Annotated in this window: 15 protein-coding genes; 6 read left to right on the plus strand and 9 right to left on the minus strand. The window is 68.6% G+C overall.

The genetic code is table 11. The features are described from left to right. The first annotated feature begins 51 nt into the window (after window positions 1–51). The 4 genes from IEY69_RS10435 to IEY69_RS10450 are packed head-to-tail and all read left to right on the plus strand — an operon-like array spanning window position 52 to window position 4,043. Window positions 52–1,101 (plus strand): branched-chain amino acid ABC transporter permease, encoded by a 1,050-nt coding sequence (locus IEY69_RS10435; protein ID WP_189073091.1) that lies wholly within the window; start codon window positions 52–54, stop codon window positions 1,099–1,101. Further along, on the plus strand, window positions 1,098–2,891 hold the full coding sequence (locus IEY69_RS10440; RefSeq protein ID WP_189073092.1) for a branched-chain amino acid ABC transporter ATP-binding protein/permease: 1,794 nt from the start codon (window positions 1,098–1,100) through the stop codon (window positions 2,889–2,891). Before IEY69_RS10435 ends, IEY69_RS10440 begins: the two co-directional genes overlap by 4 nt. Next, window positions 2,888–3,607, plus strand: a complete 720-nt coding sequence (locus IEY69_RS10445) for an ABC transporter ATP-binding protein (RefSeq protein WP_189073093.1) — start codon at window positions 2,888–2,890, stop codon at window positions 3,605–3,607. Before IEY69_RS10440 ends, IEY69_RS10445 begins: the two co-directional genes overlap by 4 nt. 46 nt (window positions 3,608–3,653) lie before the next feature. Continuing rightward, the gene (locus IEY69_RS10450) at window positions 3,654–4,043 is read left to right on the plus strand and encodes a hotdog fold thioesterase (RefSeq protein WP_189073094.1); all 390 of its coding nucleotides are present in this window, start codon (window positions 3,654–3,656) and stop codon (window positions 4,041–4,043) included. Window positions 4,044–4,197: 154 nt separating this feature from the next. Here IEY69_RS10450 and IEY69_RS10455 read toward each other — a convergent pair whose 3' ends face one another. Further along, the gene (locus IEY69_RS10455) at window positions 4,198–4,656 is read right to left on the minus strand and encodes an Lrp/AsnC family transcriptional regulator (protein WP_189073095.1); all 459 of its coding nucleotides are present in this window, start codon (window positions 4,654–4,656) and stop codon (window positions 4,198–4,200) included. Window positions 4,657–4,762: 106 nt separating this feature from the next. Here IEY69_RS10455 and IEY69_RS10460 point away from each other — a divergent pair, with 106 nt between their 5' ends. Together IEY69_RS10460 and IEY69_RS10465 are read left to right on the plus strand one after the other, a co-directional pair. Continuing rightward, the gene (locus IEY69_RS10460; protein ID WP_189073096.1) at window positions 4,763–5,719 is read left to right on the plus strand and encodes an EamA family transporter; all 957 of its coding nucleotides are present in this window, start codon (window positions 4,763–4,765) and stop codon (window positions 5,717–5,719) included. Further along, window positions 5,709–6,899 (plus strand): amino acid aminotransferase, encoded by a 1,191-nt coding sequence (locus tag IEY69_RS10465; RefSeq protein ID WP_189073097.1) that lies wholly within the window; start codon window positions 5,709–5,711, stop codon window positions 6,897–6,899. The genes IEY69_RS10460 and IEY69_RS10465 overlap by 11 nt, the downstream gene beginning before the upstream one ends. A 61-nt stretch (window positions 6,900–6,960) precedes the next feature. Here the strand turns inward: IEY69_RS10465 and IEY69_RS10470 are convergent, their stop codons facing one another. The 8 genes from IEY69_RS10470 to kdpF form a co-directional block, all read right to left on the minus strand. Next, on the minus strand, window positions 6,961–8,355 hold the full coding sequence (locus tag IEY69_RS10470; protein WP_189073098.1) for a replication initiator protein A: 1,395 nt from the start codon (window positions 8,353–8,355) through the stop codon (window positions 6,961–6,963). A 1,270-nt stretch (window positions 8,356–9,625) separates the two neighbouring features. After that, a complete protein-coding gene (locus IEY69_RS10475; protein WP_189073099.1) occupies window positions 9,626–10,531 on the minus strand; it encodes a ParB/RepB/Spo0J family partition protein in 906 nt (301 codons plus the stop codon). Next, window positions 10,528–11,529: an AAA family ATPase gene (locus IEY69_RS10480; protein ID WP_229783844.1), complete on the minus strand. Its 1,002-nt coding sequence runs from the start codon at window positions 11,527–11,529 to the stop codon at window positions 10,528–10,530. Before IEY69_RS10480 ends, IEY69_RS10475 begins: the two co-directional genes overlap by 4 nt. 673 nt (window positions 11,530–12,202) lie before the next feature. Then, window positions 12,203–13,273 (minus strand): sensor histidine kinase KdpD, encoded by a 1,071-nt coding sequence (locus IEY69_RS10485; RefSeq protein WP_189073100.1) that lies wholly within the window; start codon window positions 13,271–13,273, stop codon window positions 12,203–12,205. A 33-nt stretch (window positions 13,274–13,306) separates the two neighbouring features. Further along, the gene (kdpC, locus tag IEY69_RS10490; RefSeq protein ID WP_229783846.1) at window positions 13,307–13,948 is read right to left on the minus strand and encodes a potassium-transporting ATPase subunit KdpC; all 642 of its coding nucleotides are present in this window, start codon (window positions 13,946–13,948) and stop codon (window positions 13,307–13,309) included. A 64-nt stretch (window positions 13,949–14,012) separates the two neighbouring features. After that, a complete protein-coding gene (kdpB, locus tag IEY69_RS10495; protein WP_189073101.1) occupies window positions 14,013–16,046 on the minus strand; it encodes a potassium-transporting ATPase subunit KdpB in 2,034 nt (677 codons plus the stop codon). After that, window positions 16,043–17,722 (minus strand): potassium-transporting ATPase subunit KdpA, encoded by a 1,680-nt coding sequence (gene kdpA / locus IEY69_RS10500; RefSeq protein ID WP_229783848.1) that lies wholly within the window; start codon window positions 17,720–17,722, stop codon window positions 16,043–16,045. Before kdpA ends, kdpB begins: the two co-directional genes overlap by 4 nt. Further along, window positions 17,722–17,802 carry a K(+)-transporting ATPase subunit F gene (kdpF, locus tag IEY69_RS22100; RefSeq protein WP_081424716.1) on the minus strand — a complete coding sequence of 27 codons (81 nt, stop codon included), beginning with the start codon at window positions 17,800–17,802 and terminating at the stop codon, window positions 17,722–17,724. Before kdpF ends, kdpA begins: the two co-directional genes overlap by 1 nt. Window positions 17,803–17,832: the final 30 nt, after the last annotated feature.

Genomic DNA, 17,832 nt, shown 5'->3' on the forward strand with positions numbered 1-17,832 from the left:
GCTCGTCGTTTCACCGGCGGCACCTGCGCGCCGCCGAAAGGCCCGTGTGACATGCAAATATTTGACCCGAGTATCTTTCCCATCCTGGCCGCCGACGGCCTGACCAACGGGGCCGTGTACGCCCTGCTGTCCCTGGCGCTGGTGCTGGTGTTCGCGGTGACCCGCGTGATCTTCATTCCCCTGGGTGAATTCGTCGTGTTCGGCACCCTCACGCTGGCCTCGTTCCAGCTGGGCAAGGTGCCCGGCACGCTGACGCTGCTGCTGATCCTGCTGGCCCTCGCGGCGGTCATGGAAGCGGCGGGGCAGCTGCGCCGGCGCCAGGGGGCCCGCGCGGCGCGGACCCTGCTGGCGGCTGGCGCGCTGGCCGCCGCCCTGTGGGGCCTGGCGCACTGGATCGTGCCGCTCAAGCCCCCGCTGATCACGCAGGTGCTGCTGACCCTGGCGGTCGTGGCGCCCCTGGGGCCGCTGCTGTACCGCACGGTGTACCAGCCGCTGCAGAACGCGACGGTGCTGGTGCTGCTGATCGCGTCGGTGGCGCTGCACCTGGCCCTGACCGGCCTGGCGCTGGTGTTCTTCGGTCCGGAAGGGTCCCGCACGCCGCCGTTCGCGCCGGGCAACGTCACGGTCGGGCAGGTCACGCTCAGCTGGCAGAGCCTGCTGGTGATCCTCGTCTCGGCGCTGCTGATGCTGGCGCTGTACTTCTTCTTCGAGCGGACCATGGCCGGCAAGGCGCTGCGCGCCACGGCCGTCAACCGCCTGGGCGCCCGGCTGGTGGGCATCAGTCCGTCCTCGGCGGGCACGCTGACGTTCACGCTGGCCGCCCTGATCGGCGCGCTGGGCGGCATGCTGATCGGTCCGTCCGTGGCCATGACCTACGACAGCGGCTTCCTGATTGGCCTCAAGGGCTTTGTCGGGGCGATCATCGGCGGACTGGTGAGCTACCCGCTGGCGGCCGCCGGGGCACTGCTGGTCGGATTGATCGAGAGTTTCGCGTCGTTCAGCCTGTCCGGCTGGAAGGAAGTCATCGTGTTCACCCTGATCCTGCCGGTGCTGCTGTGGCGGTCGGTGATCACGCGCCACACCCCCGAGGACGAGGAATGAGCCGCCCGTCCGGCGCGCCGCTGCGCGCGGCCCTGAGCGGCGCGGCCGTGCTGATCGCGCTGCTGCTGCCGGTGATCCTGCCGGAATTCCAGGTGACGCTGCTGGTGAACATCATCATCTTCGCGGTCGTCGCGGTGGGCCTGGTGCTCCTGACCGGCATTCTCGGCCTGACCAGTTTCGGGCAGGCGGCGTTCATGGGGGTCGGTGCGTACACCAGCGCCGTCCTGACCACCCAGGCCGGCTGGAGTCCCTGGCTGACGCTGCTGGCCGGGTTCGCGGTCACGGCGGTCATCGCGCTGATCCTGGGCACGGTGACGCTGCGGATGCAGGGGCATTACCTGCCGCTGGCGACCATCGCGTGGGGCATCAGCCTGTACTACGTGTTCGGCAACACGCCCGCGCTGGGTGGATTCACGGGCATGACCGACATTCCCCCGGTGCAGGCCTTCGGGCTGAACCTCACCTCGCCGCGGCACTTCGCGTACCTGGCGCTCATCAGCCTGGGCCTCACGGCGCTCGGCGCGCAGTTCCTGCTGTCGTCCCGCACCGGGCGGGCCATGCGGGCGCTACGCGGCGGACCGGTGGTGGCCGAGGCGTTCGGGGTGAATCCCTTCCAGCTGAAGGTGCAGGTGTTCGTCCTGTCGGCGTTGATGGCGTCCCTGGCCGGCTGGCTGTACGCCCACAGCCAGCGGTTCGTGAACCCCACGCCGTTCGGCCTGCAGGCCGGCATCGAGGCGCTGTTCATGAGCGTGGTGGGCGGCCCGGGGCACGTGTGGGGAGCGCTGCTGGGTTCGGGACTGATCACCGCGCTGCGGGAGTGGCTGCGGGACGTCCTGCCGGTCGTCATCGGCGCGCAGGGCAACTTCGAGGTGATCGTGTTCGGCGTGCTGATCATCCTCACGCTGCAGTTCGCCCGCCAAGGCCTGTGGCCACTGCTGGAACGCGCGCTGCCGCAGACCGGCACCCGCCTGCGCCCCGATACGCGGCCGCTCACGGCGCGCCCGAAGCCCCAGCCGGGCCAGCCGCTCCTGCAGGTCAGCGGGGCCGTGAAGCAGTTCGGGGGGTTGCGGGCCGTGTCGGACGTGTCGTTCGAGCTGCGCACCGGCGAGATCCTGGGCCTGATCGGCCCGAACGGCGCCGGGAAGAGCACCATGTTCAACCTGATCACCGGTGTCAACCCGGCCACGTCGGGTCAGGTGCGGTTCGGGGATCAGGACGTCACCCGCTGGCGCCCCGGTCAGATTCACCGGCTGGGCGTGGCGCGCACCTTCCAGCACGTGCACCTGCTGCCGGACCTGTCGCTGCTGGCCAACACCATGATGGGCGGCTACGCCCGCGGTCGCGCCGGTCTGCTGGCCAGCCTGTTGCACCTGGAACGGGCGGAGGAGGCGGCCCTGCAACACGAGGCGATGCGGCAGCTGCGCCGCGTCGGGCTGGACGCGCAGGCGTTCACGCTGGCCGGCAACCTGGCCCTGGGTCAGCAGCGCGTGCTGGAAATCGCGCGGGCGCTCGTGGCCGACCCGACCCTGCTGCTGCTGGATGAGCCGGCCGCGGGCCTGCGGTTCGGGGAGAAACAGGAACTCGTGGCGCTGCTCAAGCGCCTGCGGGACGAGGGCGTGACGATTCTCATCGTGGAGCACGACATGGAACTGGTCATGAATCTTGTGGACCGCCTGGTGGTCATGAATCACGGCGAGAAGCTGGCCGAAGGGTCGCCCGCCCAGATCCGCGCGCATCCGGCCGTGCGGGAAGCGTATCTGGGCGTCGACATGGACGGGGGGGCCGCGTGAGCGCGCCGGGAGAGGCGCTGCTGGACGTGCGGGACCTGCACACCCGCTACGGCCGGGTCGAGGCGCTCACGGGCGTCAGCGTGCAGGTCCCGCAGGGGCAGATCGTCAGCGTGATCGGCGCCAACGGGGCGGGCAAGACCACCCTGATGAACTCGGTCATGGGCGTGCTGCCCGCCCAGGGCGAGATTACGTACGGCGGTGAATCGCTGCGCAGCGTCCCGCTGGAGGGCCGGGTCGCGCGGGGCATCAGCCTCGTGCCGGAACGCCGCGACCTGTTCGCGTCCATGACCGTGCAGGACAACCTGCAACTCGGCGCTTACCTGCGCCGCCGGCAGGCCTGGCGGGCCGACCTGGACACCGTGTACGAGCGCTTCCCGCGGCTCCTGGAACGCCGCACGCAGCTGGCCGGGACGCTCTCGGGCGGCGAGCAGCAGATGCTGGCGATCGGCCGGGCCCTGATGGCGCGGCCGCGCCTGCTGCTGCTGGATGAACCCAGTCTGGGCCTGGCGCCACTGATCGTGCGGGACATCCTGCGGATCGTGCAGGGCCTGAAGGCCGACGGGGTGACCATCCTGCTGGTGGAACAGAACGCCCGCGCGAGCCTGGCGATCAGTGACCACGCGTACGTGCTCGAAACCGGGCAGGTCAAGCTCAGCGGGCCGGCCGCCACGCTCGCCCGCGACGAGAGCCTCACGGCCAGTTACCTCGGCGCGTGACCTTCCGGCGCCCGCCACCTCTCGAGTTCCGCTGCACAGGAGTGCCATGCCGACTGCCGATCCCTTCATGACGTTGCTCGACATCCAGATCCTGAGTGCCGCCGAAGGCGTGGCGAGCGTCACGGCCACCGTGCAGCCGCAGCACATCAACCTGCACGGCACGGCCCACGGCGGCTTCCTGTTCAGTCTCGCGGACGCGGCGTTCGCCCTGGCGTCGAACAGTGGCGGCGGCCGGCAGGTGGGGCTGCAGGCCGACCTGCAGTTTCTGCGGGCGGCCCGGCTGGGCGACACCGTGACCGCGCACGCCCGCGAGATGCATCTGGGCCGAAAGACCGGCGCGTACCGCATGGAGGTGCGGGTCGGTGAACAGCTGATCGCCATGGGCAGCGGCGTGGTCTACCGGGTGGAGGACGCCCCGCCTGCCGCGCCGCCCTGACAGCGGTGTCCAGTTCCACCCAGGGGCCAACACCACGCCCCAGGGCTCCACCTCCAACCGCTGTCCTTCTCAGGTGCTCGATTCAGAGACATTCAGAAAACCCTTCAATACCTCTGAATTCTGCTGTGAGTGATGCCGGGCGCGGCGGCGACCGTCAGGGCAGGGCGGGGTACACGGTCGCGCGTTTGACGCGGCCGTACGCGAAACTCGTGTCAATCGAGGCGATGCCGGGCACGGCGTGCAGTTCGCGCCGCACGAACGCCTCGTACGCCTTCAGGTCCGCCACGAGCACCCGCAGCAGGTAGTCGGCCTCCCCGGTCATGACGTAGCAGTCGAGCACGGCGTCCATGCGGGCGATGGCGTCCTCGAACGCGCGGATGCTGGCAGCCGTGTGCAGTTGCAACCGCACGCGCACGAACGCGGTGACGGTCAGGCCGTACGCTTCCTCATCCACCAGCGCGGTGTAGCCCTGGATGACCCCGGAGTCCTCCAGTTGCCGCACGCGCCGCAGGCACGGGGACGGCGAGAGGTGCACCCGGTCCGCAAGGTCCTGATTGCTGATGCGCCCGTTCGCCTGCAGGGCAGCGAGAATGCGCCGGTCGCGGTCATCCATGCAGCGATTGTGGCAGATTCTGCCTCTTCAGTTCGCTTCAGAGGCAGAGTTTGGCAGCTTCTGACCATCTGACAGCACCTCTGCCCTACTGGCGGAACATGACCGCGTGAGTCAGCTCAGTTCCACGCTTCCGCGCGAAACCAGTCGTACCCGGCCGACCGGCGCCCTCCTGGGCTGGGCGGCGCTGGCCGTCACGGTGCTGATCTGGGCGGCGTTCGCGCTGACCATCCGCGCCATCGGCCACTCGCCGCTGACGCCGGGCGACGTGGCGCTGATCCGCTTCCTGATTCCGGCCGCGCTGCTGCTGCCCCTGCTGCCCTCACGCCTGCCCGCGCTGCGGCGCGTCCCAGTGCATGCGGCGCTGATGATCATGGCCGGGGCGGGCCTGCCGTTCTTCCTGATCGCCGCGGCCGGGGGCGCCAGCACGTCCGCCGCGCACGTCAGTGCCCTGGTGGCCGGAACGACGCCCCTCTCGGTCGTGCTGCTCGGGTTCCTGCTGTTCCGTGACCGGGTGCGGGCCGCGCAGTGGCCGGGTCTGGGCCTGATCCTGCTGGGCATCCTGCTGCTCGTGCTCGGCCTGGGGGCGACCGGGATCTCCCCCGCCACCGGCACCGCGCTGCTGCTCGCCGCCAGCCTGCTGTGGGGCGGGTACACCCTCGGCCTGCGCCGCGCCGCGCTCGATCCCCTCGCTGCCGCCATGCTCGTCACGTACCCCTCGCTGCTCGTCCTCGCGCCCCTGCTGCTCAGCGGCACGCTGCCCAGCCACCTCACGCAGGTGCCCGGGCCCAGCCTGCTGCCGTTCATCGCCGTGCAGGGGCTCGGGGTGGGCGTCGTCGCCTCCCTGACCTACCCCTACGCCCTGAAACACCTCGGGGCCCTGCGCTGCGCCACCGTCGGTGCCCTCGCGCCCGTCCTCGCCACCCTGCTGGCCCTACCGCTGCTCGGCGAGCAGCCTACCCTCACCTCCGCCATCGGCGTCGCCATCATCACGGCCGGCGTCCTCGCGTTCAACCTCATGCCCACCCGTCCCCCCGCCCCCCAGGAGGCCCCCCATGTTCAGTGACCTGCGTCCCCTGCCCCTCGACCCCCTCTGGGCCCTGCAAAACGCCTTCCGTGACGATCCCAGGCCGGATAAGCTGAACCTCGGGATCGGCATCTACCGGGATCATCTCGGCCAGACGCCCGTTCTGAGATCCGTGCAGCGCGCCGAGGAGCAGCGCGCCGCCACCGCCCCCTCCAAGATCTACCGCCCCCTGAGCGGCAACGCCGACTTCAACGCCGGCATGACCCGCCTGCTGCTCGGCGCCCTCTCCCCTGCCCTGCCCCGCGCCGTCACCGTCCAGACGGTCGGCGGCACCGGCGCGCTGCGCACCCTGGCCGATCTGATCGCCAGCGCCCACCCGGACGCCACCGTCTGGATCTCCGACCCCGGCTACGCCAACCACCACCCCCTGATGCGCGCCGCCGGCCTGATGACCGCCGAGTACCCGTGGCAGCCCGACGGCCAGTCCGTCGCCGTCACGCCTCTCCTGCAGGCCCTGAGCGCCGCGCGCTCCGGCGACGTGGTCCTCGTGCAGGGCTGCTGCCACAACCCCACCGGCACCGACCTCAGTGCCGACGGGTGGCGCGCCCTGACGTCGTTCTGCACCGAGCGCGGCCTGATTCCACTGATCGACATGGCCTACCAGGGTCTCGGGCAGGGCCTCGACGAGGACGCCCGCGGCCTGCGCCTCATGGTCGACCACGCCCCCACCGTGCTCATCGCCGCGAGCTGCTCCAAGAACATGGGCCTGTACTGCGAACGGACCGGTACCGCCACAGTGCTGGTCGCCGACGCCAGCGAGAAGGCCGCCGTGCTGAGCGTGCTGGAAGGTATCGCGCGCCGCACCTACTCGATGCCGCCGGAACACGGCGCCGCTGTCGCCGCGGCCCTCCTGAACGACCCCGCCGAGTGGCACGAGGACCTGCGCGTCATGCGCGACCGCATCGGGCACGTTCGCCAGGTCCTGACTGATACGCTGTGCAACCTGGGCGCCCCCACCGCGCTGCAGGCCATCCGGCACCACCGCGGCATGTTCACCCTGCTGCCCCTGCGCCCCGAAGACATGAGGCGCCTGCAGCGGGACCACGGAATCTACGGCACCCACGAGGGCCGGATCAACGTCGCGGGTATCCCCGACCACGCCGTCCGGCCCCTGGCTCAGGCCCTGATCGCGACCAGCGTGGCCCAGCTCAGCCACTGACCATCTGGCACCGGCGGCCCGGGCCAGGGGCCGGCACCACTCGAAATGCCACAGGTGTGTCTCAGGGCAGGAGGGTCGGCGGCCCGCCACCTTCCTCACCCAGCGCTGACCGCTGGAGATACTGCTTGAGCTCATCCACGAACTGCTGCGCCTCGATCCGCGCCAGTCGGTGATGCGCCTCGGTCAACAGGTTCGCCGCGTCGAGACGCCCCTGAGTCACGTCGTGCCGCAACTGATCCAGTTCCGCGGCACTGAAGCGCCGCGCGAACAGCAACGTGACCCGCTTGACCGTGAACGTCGCCGCTTCCTCAGGGGACAGGCGCCCCAATTCCTCACTCCATGAGGGCAGATCCGGTTCCGGTTCGATCAGGCGCGGCCGGACGACCGGAGGGGTTACCTCAGGGGGTGACGCCGGCTCAGGGTACTGATCCGGGTGGCGGATCAGGTGCACCAGCGCGTGCGCGGCGGTCTTCCGGACTGTCAGGTGACCCCGGCGCAGCAGCCGTTCAAACTGATCGATCCGGGCCAGCAGCACGGAACTGGTGTACTGCCGCGCTAGTTGCCTGGACACGCCGTCCGTCACGCCGTGCCCCCGCAACCTGTTCAGCAGTGCCGGGCTGACCGGCGTGAACTCCGAAGCGAACTGAAAGCGGAGCCGCTGCGCCCTGCCCCGCCCCTCGATGTCCACCGAGCGCAGGTACCCTCGGCGGATCAGTTCCTCGTGCGGGCCTTCCAATGCCCGCCTGATGGCGTCCGGCCGGGCGGACGGCAGCTTGCACAGATCAGCCCATTCCATCAGGCCGACATCGAACTCATCGACGATTTCATCCGGTTCCTCCGGGTTGTAGCGCATCGCGTCCAGCAACCGGAAAATAATCCGTGTGCGCGGCCGGGACAGCGACTGCATGAATTCGATATTCAGTGGCTTGGTGTACCCACTGCGCAACGAGGCGACAAGCGGTTCGGCCAACCGGACCCGCAACATGCTGCGCTCATCGAATTTGCCTGATTCACCCTGGTGCGTGTACTCGAGCAGTTCGATGAAGTGAAACTTCGCGGTCGTCCAGCGGCGGTTGGGGTGATCACGCCACCCACCAGCAATCTCGTAGGACGTGGTGTGCAGACGATCCAGGCTGGTCAGCAGCATGTCCCGGTACTTACCGGTGCGGTGAAAGCCAGCGATTTTCATCAACTCCGCCACGGACAGCGTCATTTCACCGTCATCCGGCAATCCCAGGCTCATGAAGTAGTCGATCAGTGCGCTGCTGACGTCGTTGTCGATGCCATGGGGCACCCCCAGCTCCGGGAGTGCGCGGCAGGACACCCGGACCATCCGCTCCCCATACGGGTACGTGACCTTCCAGCTGTTCAGGTCGCCAATCTGGTCCTGGGCCGAAACCAGATTCAACCGTCCCCAGTTCAGGTCATCAAAGCTGTTGCGCCGTTTCTCGGTCATAGGGTCCTGTTGTTGTTCAACATACTCTTTTGAGAAAAGATATTTTGAAAAGATATTGGTGAAAAAACACCACCAAGGGATGTTCTGAAAGCACCTCCAGCACGCTGAAATTTGACCTGATTCCACAGGTGTGTCTCAGTGAATCACACAGGTATGTCCCAGGAAAGAGCGGCGAATTCCACAAGTATGTCGCGCACCGTCCAACACATCCCACAGGTGTGTCCCAGAGCGTCCCACAGGTGTGTCCCAGCATGCCATTGAGACATACCTGTGGGACGACAGACGAACTCCACAGGTATGTCCCAGGCGCCGAGGGCCCAACTCCACAGGTGTGTCCCAGCACAATTGACGATTTCCACGGGTGTGTCTCAGACAACTCCACAGGTGTGTCCCAGGGATGGTGGACGCAGGCTGCCGCTCCTCCCTGACCCGTCACGAAGGTGGGCCGAATCCACGGCGGCCTGAAACAGGCTCATCCAGCTCCAACCTCTCGCCGCGGCACTGCTCTCCACCCATGACGGTCTGACGGACCGCTTCACCTGATCCTGCTCCGGACAGGAGAGCCGCGCGGGTCTGGTGGCCGTCCGGCATCGGCCACACAAGTCACCACTGGCCTTGAATTCGCTTTGGCTGGAGCTTCCTATCCCCTTGCCCGCTAAAGTTTCAGCCTGAAACGGCGGTGCAGACGTCAACTTCAGAACAGCAGATCGAAAAACCCCTCTGCTCTCCCCCCCTCACCCTGTCTTCCGGCCTCGACACGGGCGGTCCTACCCTATCTACCGGTCATCCACTGCCCGGACACGCTGCTGACGAGCAGGACCACGACGATCCGTGTGAGAGGCATCAGGGCGCCACAGGCCACATCACCCGACTCGTCACTGACCCTTCCCACTCTCTGGAGACGTCCAGCGCCCCGGCGTACCGATCTTCTGTCTACCAAGGGCGGCTCCCGCCCTCAGCTGATCTGCCAACGTACATGGTGTCGGGGTACCTGCCTGAGGGTGTGACAGCATAGTCAGAGGGAGTGAGGGCTTCCCCACTCCTTCTGACTCGAACGGAGCGATCACCTGAGGAAGACAGCGGTTGGAAGCAGAGTCTCAAGTCGTGACTGGGACACACCTGTGGGATTCTGGTCCGATCACTCAGGTGTGTCCCAGTCACCTTCCCCTTTGCGCTGCACATGAACTGGCCGCATCCAGACACGTCTCCTCCACAGTCCGCGCCTCGGGTGACGATGTGAGCCGTGGACGCCGAGCAGACCAGGGTGAGCTCAGGACTCGGCCAGCAGCGCCTGCAATTCCTGGATGAGTCGGCGTGCGCGGTCCGCCGGCTCGCCTTTCAGACGCGCGAGGCGAGGCAGGGCGCCCCGCAGCTCACTGATCTCCGCTTTCAGGCCACGTCGACCTGAACTCAGCAGCGGCCGGACAAGCGCGCGGACCTGCGTGGCGTTCAGACCGTCCGCCGCCGCCTGGCGGAGCAGATGCCGGCGCTCCTCAACGCGCCCCTTGAGGGGAACGAGTTCATACGCGACGCTGACGTCAATCTGTCGTTCCTGCACGGCGGCCAGTTCCTCAGGAGTGAAGTCCAGTATGCGCGCGCGGTGTTGAGACCAGACACTGACGCCCGTGCCGTACGTGCCGCGTAGAAACGCCTCGAGCCCCAGGGTGTCGTCGGCCCCCTTCCGGACCTGATTGAGCACGCTGATGACTTCGGGCACGCTCAGCCCTGTGTGGGCGCAGAGCAGGGCAAAACCAGCGAAGGTCTCGTCGACGATGGACAGGTCTTCACGCTGGGCGTTCTCGAGAACGGCGAGGTACGCGGCGCGGCGGTCGTCCGCTTCAAACACCAGGACGGGCACCTGCCTGAGATCCACGAGCAGCGCGGCCCGCAGGCGGCGCTCACCGGCAATCAGCGTGTACCCCCCGGCGGGCCGGATCCGTACCCACAGTGGCGAGAGCAGTCCTTCGGCGCGGACGCTGCTGCTCAGTGCGGCCAGCCGATCCTCGTTGAAGGCGTCCGGGTCGTACCGGCCGCGAGGATTGAAGTGCGGATCGACATGAATCTTGCCGATGTCCACCTGGCGGTGGGTGGCCTGCCCTGTGACCTCTGCCAGGGCGGCAAGGCCACTTGCTAGCCCTGAGACGCCCTTCAGGCCGCGCGTTTTCGTCTGTGTCACTGCGCCACCGCCCCGCTCTCCACACCAAGAACAGACAGGAGCGTGTCGGTCACGCGCTGCAGGTCGCGGGCAACGTCGCTGTTGGGCGCGTGGTGCACGACTGGTTCACGCGCCTCGGTGGCGTCCCCGAACCGGGCCGCACTATCCCGGACGGGAGGAGCAATCGGCGCCACGCCGGAAAGTTCTGTTTCAAGGTAGGCCAGAACGTTTTTGTGATGGTTCACATTGGCCTTCATGCGATTGGGAACAATCAGGCGGACGGCAACGTCGGGCGCCACGCCACGCACCATACGGATCACCTTGGCGATCATGTCCAGGTTCTCGAGTCCTTTCATCCCGCTGACAGGCACGACGATATGGTCGGCCGCCGCGATCGTCGCTGCCAGAAAGTTGGTCCGCTGCGGTTTGGCATCCAGAATCACGAAATCGTAGGGGTGATCGTCGAGATATGTGTCGATGGCCTGTCTGAGGTTCTCCACGCGGGAGAAGTCCGCCATGAGGGTGCTCTCAGCCTCGCTCAGCGTGTCATTGCTGGGCCAGACGTCCACGCCGCGCACAGGAATGGGTGCAGGCAGGGGCCCGGGGGTGTCGTGACGGAAGACGCTCGCCACCGTCGCTTCAGGCCGCGCCGCGGGAGCGTCCTCGTCCGGATGCAGGCCCAGACCTTTGGTGAGACTGGCCTGCGGGTCGACGTCAAACAGGGCCACGCGGTAGCCGCGCCCCGCCAGAATGAAGGCGATTTCCCGAGCGAGCGTGGTCTTCCCTTCACCGCCGCTGACATTGGTGAACACGATCCGTTGCGTTTTCATGGTTCTCTCCTTGGGGCGCTGAGCTCGTCCGTGTACGTCGGACCAGTAGTCGCCGATCGGCACGAGGGCCGCCACGGGCCGCTGATAGCGTTCGATGACAATGCGCTCACCGCGTTCAACCCGGTCGAGCGCGTCATAGAGCGAGGAACGCAGAGCGCCGCTCTTCATTCGCCCATCGACTTCTGACACTCACTGAGTATGAATGAAAGTTGTACAACACCACAAGCGCCTCTGTGGGACAAGTCCTGTCCCGAGCAGTCTTGACGTCTGGATGGACGGTCCTGGCAGAACTGGCTGCTGCGGATCACCGAGGGCGTACAGGTTCAGGACAGGTCCTGTCCTTGAACGCTATTTGCTTGTTGAAGTGGCAAGCAGTAGTTCTCAGTGGGCGCCAGGCCGCACCCAATACGAAGAGAACCAGTTCGTTGACTTGGATCCTGTTGCCCATATCCATCTGACGGCGCATCGAACAGCAGATGGCCTTCGGCCAGCCGTAGGTCGAAATCGGCACTTCAGTCAGCGAAGTCTGCCGGGAGACAGGTGTTGTCAAGTCGCCCCTCTCTGCCTGGGCGAGCTGGAGGGCGCCGAGCTACGGGGCCACCGTCAGCTGAAGCGGGAGACACGCACACAGGGATCCTGCGTAGCGGATCTGAACTTGGAGAAGGCGATGTTGCAGGAGGTCATCTCGAAAAAGCAGTGACGTTCCGCTGGTTCTAAGTGGATTGCCGAATGTGCCAGTTCGTTGTCAGGAAACGGGCGGACAAGTCGGCCCGCATCGGGCGCATGACCGAGATTTCGGGCGGGCGTGTGCGCTCCGGATACTGATGTATCCACATCCTGGAGGCGACGTCGGCGGCACCGTCTACTCGCGGGTGATGACGTACACGTCCACGTTGCGCGTCTGCCGCAGCACCGAGCGGATGATGTCCCCCCGCAGGAATTCCTCCCATCGGGAGCGGCTGCTCTCGCCCAGCACGACGTGCGTGGCCTGCGCGGCCTGCACGTGCCGGATGAGGGTGGCCGCCACGCCGCCCGCCGGGTCGAGCACGATGAACTCCCCGCCCAGCGCGACCGTGACCGCGCGGAAGGTATCCAGCAGCCGCGCCCGCTCGGCACTGATGCGCTCGGCGCGCACGGTCACGACCTGCAGGTCGGCGTGCAGGCGCTGCGCGAGCTGCCCCCCCCGGCGGATCAGGCGTGCGCCGGACTCCTCGGCGGCCACGGCGACCACCACGCGCTCCTGCACGCCCAGGCCTGCCGACAGTCCGGACGCGCCCTGCTCGACGACGTGCGCCACCTGCCGCAGCGCCAGTTCCCGCAGCGCCGTCAGGTTCGGCAGCGTGAAGAAGTTCGACAGGGCGTGCTCGGCCCGCTCCGCGCCGTACACCGCGCCGGACCGCACCCGCTCGCGCAGGTCGGCGGGCGTCAGGTCCACGAGCACCAGTTCGTCCGCGCCGCCCAGCACGGCGTCCGGGATGCGCTCGCGGACGCGCACGCCGGTCAGGCGCGCCACCGTGTCGTGCAGGGACTCCAGGTGCTGCACGTTCACGGTGGACAGCACGTTCACGCCCGCGTCCAGCAGCGCCTCGACGTCCATCCAGCGTTTCTCCCGCCCGCTGCCCGGCGCGTTCGAGTGCGCCAGTTCATCCACGAGCACCACGTCCGGACGGCGCGCGATCAGGCCCGCCACGTCCAGTTCACCCAGCGTCACGCCGCCCCGCACCACCTCCAGCCGCGGGAAGACCGGCAGACCATCGGCGGCCGCCTGCGTGAACGCCCGCCCGTGCGTTTCCAGCACGCCGATCAGGGCGTCCTCGCCGCGCTCCAGGCGGTCGCGCAGTTCGTTCAGCGCGCGGGTGGTCTTCCCGACCCCCGCCGCCATGCCCACGAACACCCGGTGCCGACCCCGCACGGGGCGGGCGGCGCCGGGCATCGCCAGCCGCTCGGGTTCAGGCGGCGTGACGGCTCACCGTCCCAGCCGGTCCAGGGCGAGGTTCAGTTCCAGCACGTTCACGCCGGGTTGCCCCAGGCCCAGCACGCCCCGCTCGGTGTGGTCCCGCACCAGCGCCTGCACCTGCGCGTCCGTCAGGCCGCGCGCGCGCGCCACTCGCGCCACCTGCACCGTCGCGCCCGCCGGGGACACGTGCGGATCGAGGCCACTGCCGCTCGCGGTGAGCAGATCCACCGGAATCTGCGTGATGGGGATGTTCTCCCGCGCCGCGATCGCCTGCGCCTGGGCCTGCACGCGCTCCCGCAGCGCCGGGTTGCTCACGGCGAGGTTGCTGCCCGACGCGTTCACCGGGTCGTAGCCGTTCCCGGCGGCGCTGGGCCGCCCGATGAAGTAACGGTCCCCCGTGAAGGGCTGCCCGATGAGTGCCGAGCCGACCACCTGGCCCCCCTCGCGGATCAGGGAACCGGTCGCCTGCGCGGGAAACAGCGCGCCGCCCAGCGCGGTCGTCACCGCCGGGTACGCGAGGCCGCCCAGCACCAGCCACAGCGCCGAGAAGCGCAGCCACGCACTCCACCCCGGCTGGGGCGCGTCAGAAAAGTCGGGTTCAGAAAGGGCCGATGGAGGAAGGGCAGGGGAGGGCATGTCGTTCAGGGTCATGATGAAACCTCTTGGGGAGGGCGAGGTGGGGGCCAGTCCCCCGGACCTCGCCAGAAGGAAGTGGTTAGGCGCCAACCAGTCCGAGGAGCACGTCGATGAGCTTGATGCCCACGAACGGCACGAGCACGCCGCCCAGCCCGTAGATCAGCAGGTTGCGGGCCAGCAGCGCGTCCGCACTGCCGGGCGAGTAGCGCACGCCGCGCAGCGCCACCGGAATCAGCGCCGGGATGACCAGCGCGTTGAAGATCACGGCGGACAGGATCGCGCTCTGCGGGCTGCGCAGGTCCATCACGTTCAGCGGGGCCAGCGCGGGAATCTGCGTGGCGAACAGCGCGGGGAGGATCGCGAAGTACTTGGCGACGTCGTTCGCGATGGAGAAGGTCGTCAGTGCGCCGCGCGTCATCAGCAGGCCCTTGCCGATCTCGACGACCTCGATCAGCTTGGTGGGGTCGGAGTCCAGGTCGATCATGTTCGCCGCTTCCTTGGCCGCCTGCGTGCCGCTCTGCATGGCGAGGCCCACGTCCGCCTGCGCCAGGGCCGGGGCGTCGTTCGTGCCGTCGCCCATCATGGCGACCAGCTTCCCGCCGCGCTGCTCCTCGCGGATCATGGCGAGCTTGTCCTCGGGCGTCGCCTCGGCCAGGAAGCCGTCCACCCCGGCCTCGCGGGCGATCGCCTCGGCGGTCAGGGGGTTGTCCCCGGTGATCATCACGGTGCGCAGGCCCATGCGGCGCAGCTGCTCGAAGCGTTCCCGCATGCCGGGCTTCACCACGTCCGACAGGGCCACCACGCCCAGCACCCGCTCGTCCCGGAGCACCACGAGGGGCGTGCCGCCCGCGCGGGCCACCTCGTCCACCAGCGGGGACAGTTCGGTGGGGACGCTGCCGCCCCGCTCGCGGGCCAGGCGGGTGATGCGGTCGGCGGCGCCCTTGCGGATGCTCACGCCGCCCGCGTCCACGCCGCTCATGCGGGTCTGCGCGGTGAATTCCACGAACTCCGCGTCCGCCGGGGTGGTGGGCGTCACGCCCTGCGCGCGGGCCAGCGTCACGATGCTCTTGCCTTCCGGGGTGGGGTCCGCCGCCGAGGCCAGCGCCGCCGCACCCGCCAGGTCCTCGCCGCTCACGCCGGGCAGCGGCAGGAAGCGCGTCGCCTGACGGTCCCCGACAGTGATCGTGCCGGTCTTGTCCAGCAGCAGGATGTCCACGTCCCCGGCCACCTCGACCGCCTTGCCGCTCTTGGCGATCACGTTCGCCTGCAAGGCCCGGTCCATCCCCGCGATGCCGATGGCGGGCAGCAGACCGCCGATCGTCGTGGGAATCAGGCACACCAGGAGCGCCACGAGCGTCACCACGTCCACCGTCGCCCCCGCAAACCGCGACAGGGGCAGCAGGGTCGCCACGACGATCAGGAACACCAGCGTCAGCGCCGCCAGCAGGATCGACAGGGCCAGTTCGTTCGGGGTCTTCTGGCGACTGGCGCCCTCGACGAGCGCGATCATGCGGTCGAGGAAGCTCTCGCCGGGCTGCGACGTCACCCGCACCACGATCCGGTCGGACAGCACGCGCGTCCCGCCCGTCACGCCGCTGTGGTCGGTGCCCGCCTCGCGGATCACCGGGGCGCTCTCACCCGTGATGGCACTCTCGTCCACGGCCGCCAGCCCCTCGATGACCTCGCCGTCACCGGGGATCATCTCGCCCGCCTGCACCACGATCACGTCCCCGCGCCGCAGCTGGGTGCTCGGGACGACCTCCTCGCGGCCGTCCAGCACCCGGCGGGCCGGAGTGTCCTCGCGCGCCGAGCGGAGCGTCGCGGCCTGCGCCTTCCCGCGCGCCTCGGCCAGCCCCTCGGCGAAGTTCGCGAACACCACCGTGAACAGCAGCAAGACCGTCACGCCCGCCGGGTAGCCCCACGCCTGCCCGCTCGCGGCGGCCTGCACGGTCAGCAGCAGCGTCAGCACCCCGCCCAGCAGCACCACGAACATCACCGGGCTGCGCACCATGAAGCGCGGATCGAGTTTCACGAAGGCGGCCCTCAGCGCGGCGCGCATCAACGCCGGGGCGAACACGCCCCCCTTCGGGGTTTTCTGCGGCACAGCGGTCATTTCGTCACGTCCTTCACGGTATTCAGCGTCATTTGTTCTGCCACCGGCCCCAGCACCAGCGCCGGGGCGAAGTTCAGGAGTTGCAGCAGCAGCATCACGCTCAGGAGCATCCCGGCGAACACCGGCGTGTCCACCCGCAGCGTCCCGCTGCCTTCCGGCGCGGCGCGCTTGGCGGCCAGCAGCCCCGCGATCGCCAGCGGCCCCACGATCGGCAGGAAACGGGCCAGCAGCAGCACCAGCGCGCAGCTGAGGTTCCACCAGGGCGTGTTGTCACCCAGGCCCTCGAAGCCGCTGCCGTTGTTCGCGAACGCCGAGTTGTACTCGTACAGCACCTGCGACAGCCCGTGGAAGCCGGGGTTCGAGTTCGCCGTGACCGCCGGGTTCGCCAGGGCCAGCGCCGTGAAGCCCAGCACCAGCAGCGGCTGCAGCAGCAGGATCAGCGACGCCAGCTTGATCTCGGGGGCCTCGATCTTCTGGCCGAACAGTTCCGGCGTGCGGCCCACCATCAGGCCAGCCACGAACACCGTCAGGATCACGAACACCAGCATGTTGATCAGCCCCACGCCGATCCCGCCGTACACGTCGTTCAGGAACATGCCCAGCTGCGGCACCAGCCCGCCCAGCGGCGTGAACGAATCCAGCATGCCGTTCACGCTGCCGTTGCTCGTCTGCGTGGTCAGCGCGGCCCACAGCGCCGTCGCGTCCGCGCCCAGGCGGACCTCCTTGCCTTCCATGTTCGGACCCAACGCGGACAGGCCCGCCAGGGCCGCGTTCGGCATCCGCTCGGCCAGCACCGCGCCCAGCGTCAGGGCGGCGGACAGCACGCTCATGACGCCCATCAGCACCAGCCCGAAGCGCGGGCGGCGCAGGAACCGTCCGGTCGCCACGACCAGCGCCAGCGGGAACAGGATGATGCTGACCGTCTCCAGCAGGTTCGACAGCGGCGTGGGGTTCTCCAGCGGCACCGTCGAGTTCGGCCCGTACCAGCCGCCGCCGTTCGTGCCCAGCTGCTTGATCGCCACCATCGGCGCGACCGGCCCCACCGGGATCGTCTGCGTGGTCACCGCCTGCCCCTCCACGGTCTGAGGCTGCACCAGCGTCGCCGCACGCGCCCCCGCGAAGGTGCTCGGCACGCCCTGCCACGTTAGCAGCAGCGCCAGTACTGCCGCAGACACCGTGAGCAGCGCCGCGCCGCGCGTCACGTCCAGGAAGTAGTTCCCCAGGTGCGCGTCCCCGCGCAGACCGCGCAGCACCGCGAACAGCGCCGCGAACCCCACCGCCGGGGTGAAGATCTGCAGCGCCGTGATGCCCAGCATCTGCGACAGGTACGACAGGCCACTCTGCCCGCTGTAATGCTGCTGGTTCGTGTTCGTGATGAACGACGCCATCGTGTGAATCGCCGTGTCCCAGCGCAGGTTCGCGATGCCGTCCGGGTTCAGCGGCAGGCCACCCTGCAACAGGTACGTCGCCAGCGCCACCAGGCCCACGATCACGTTCGTGCCCAGCAGCGCCCCCACGTACGCGCGCCACGACATGCCGCGCGCGGCGTCCACACCACACGCACGCAGCAGACCCGCCGTCATCCGCGACGCGGGGGCCTCCATCAACCGGGCCATGAACAGCCCCAGGGGAAGGGCCAGCGCCAGCGCCAGCCCGTACGTCAGCAGGATATCCATCAGAACCGTTCCGCCTTCACCAGGGCGTACAGCAGATACGCGCCCAGCGCCAGCACCAGAATGAGAAGCAGTGCGTCCATGCTGACCAGCCTGCGCCGCCCCCCCACCCG

Source organism: Deinococcus sedimenti, from assembly GCF_014648135.1.
In the GTDB taxonomy this organism is placed as follows: Bacteria; Deinococcota; Deinococci; order Deinococcales; family Deinococcaceae; genus Deinococcus; species Deinococcus sedimenti.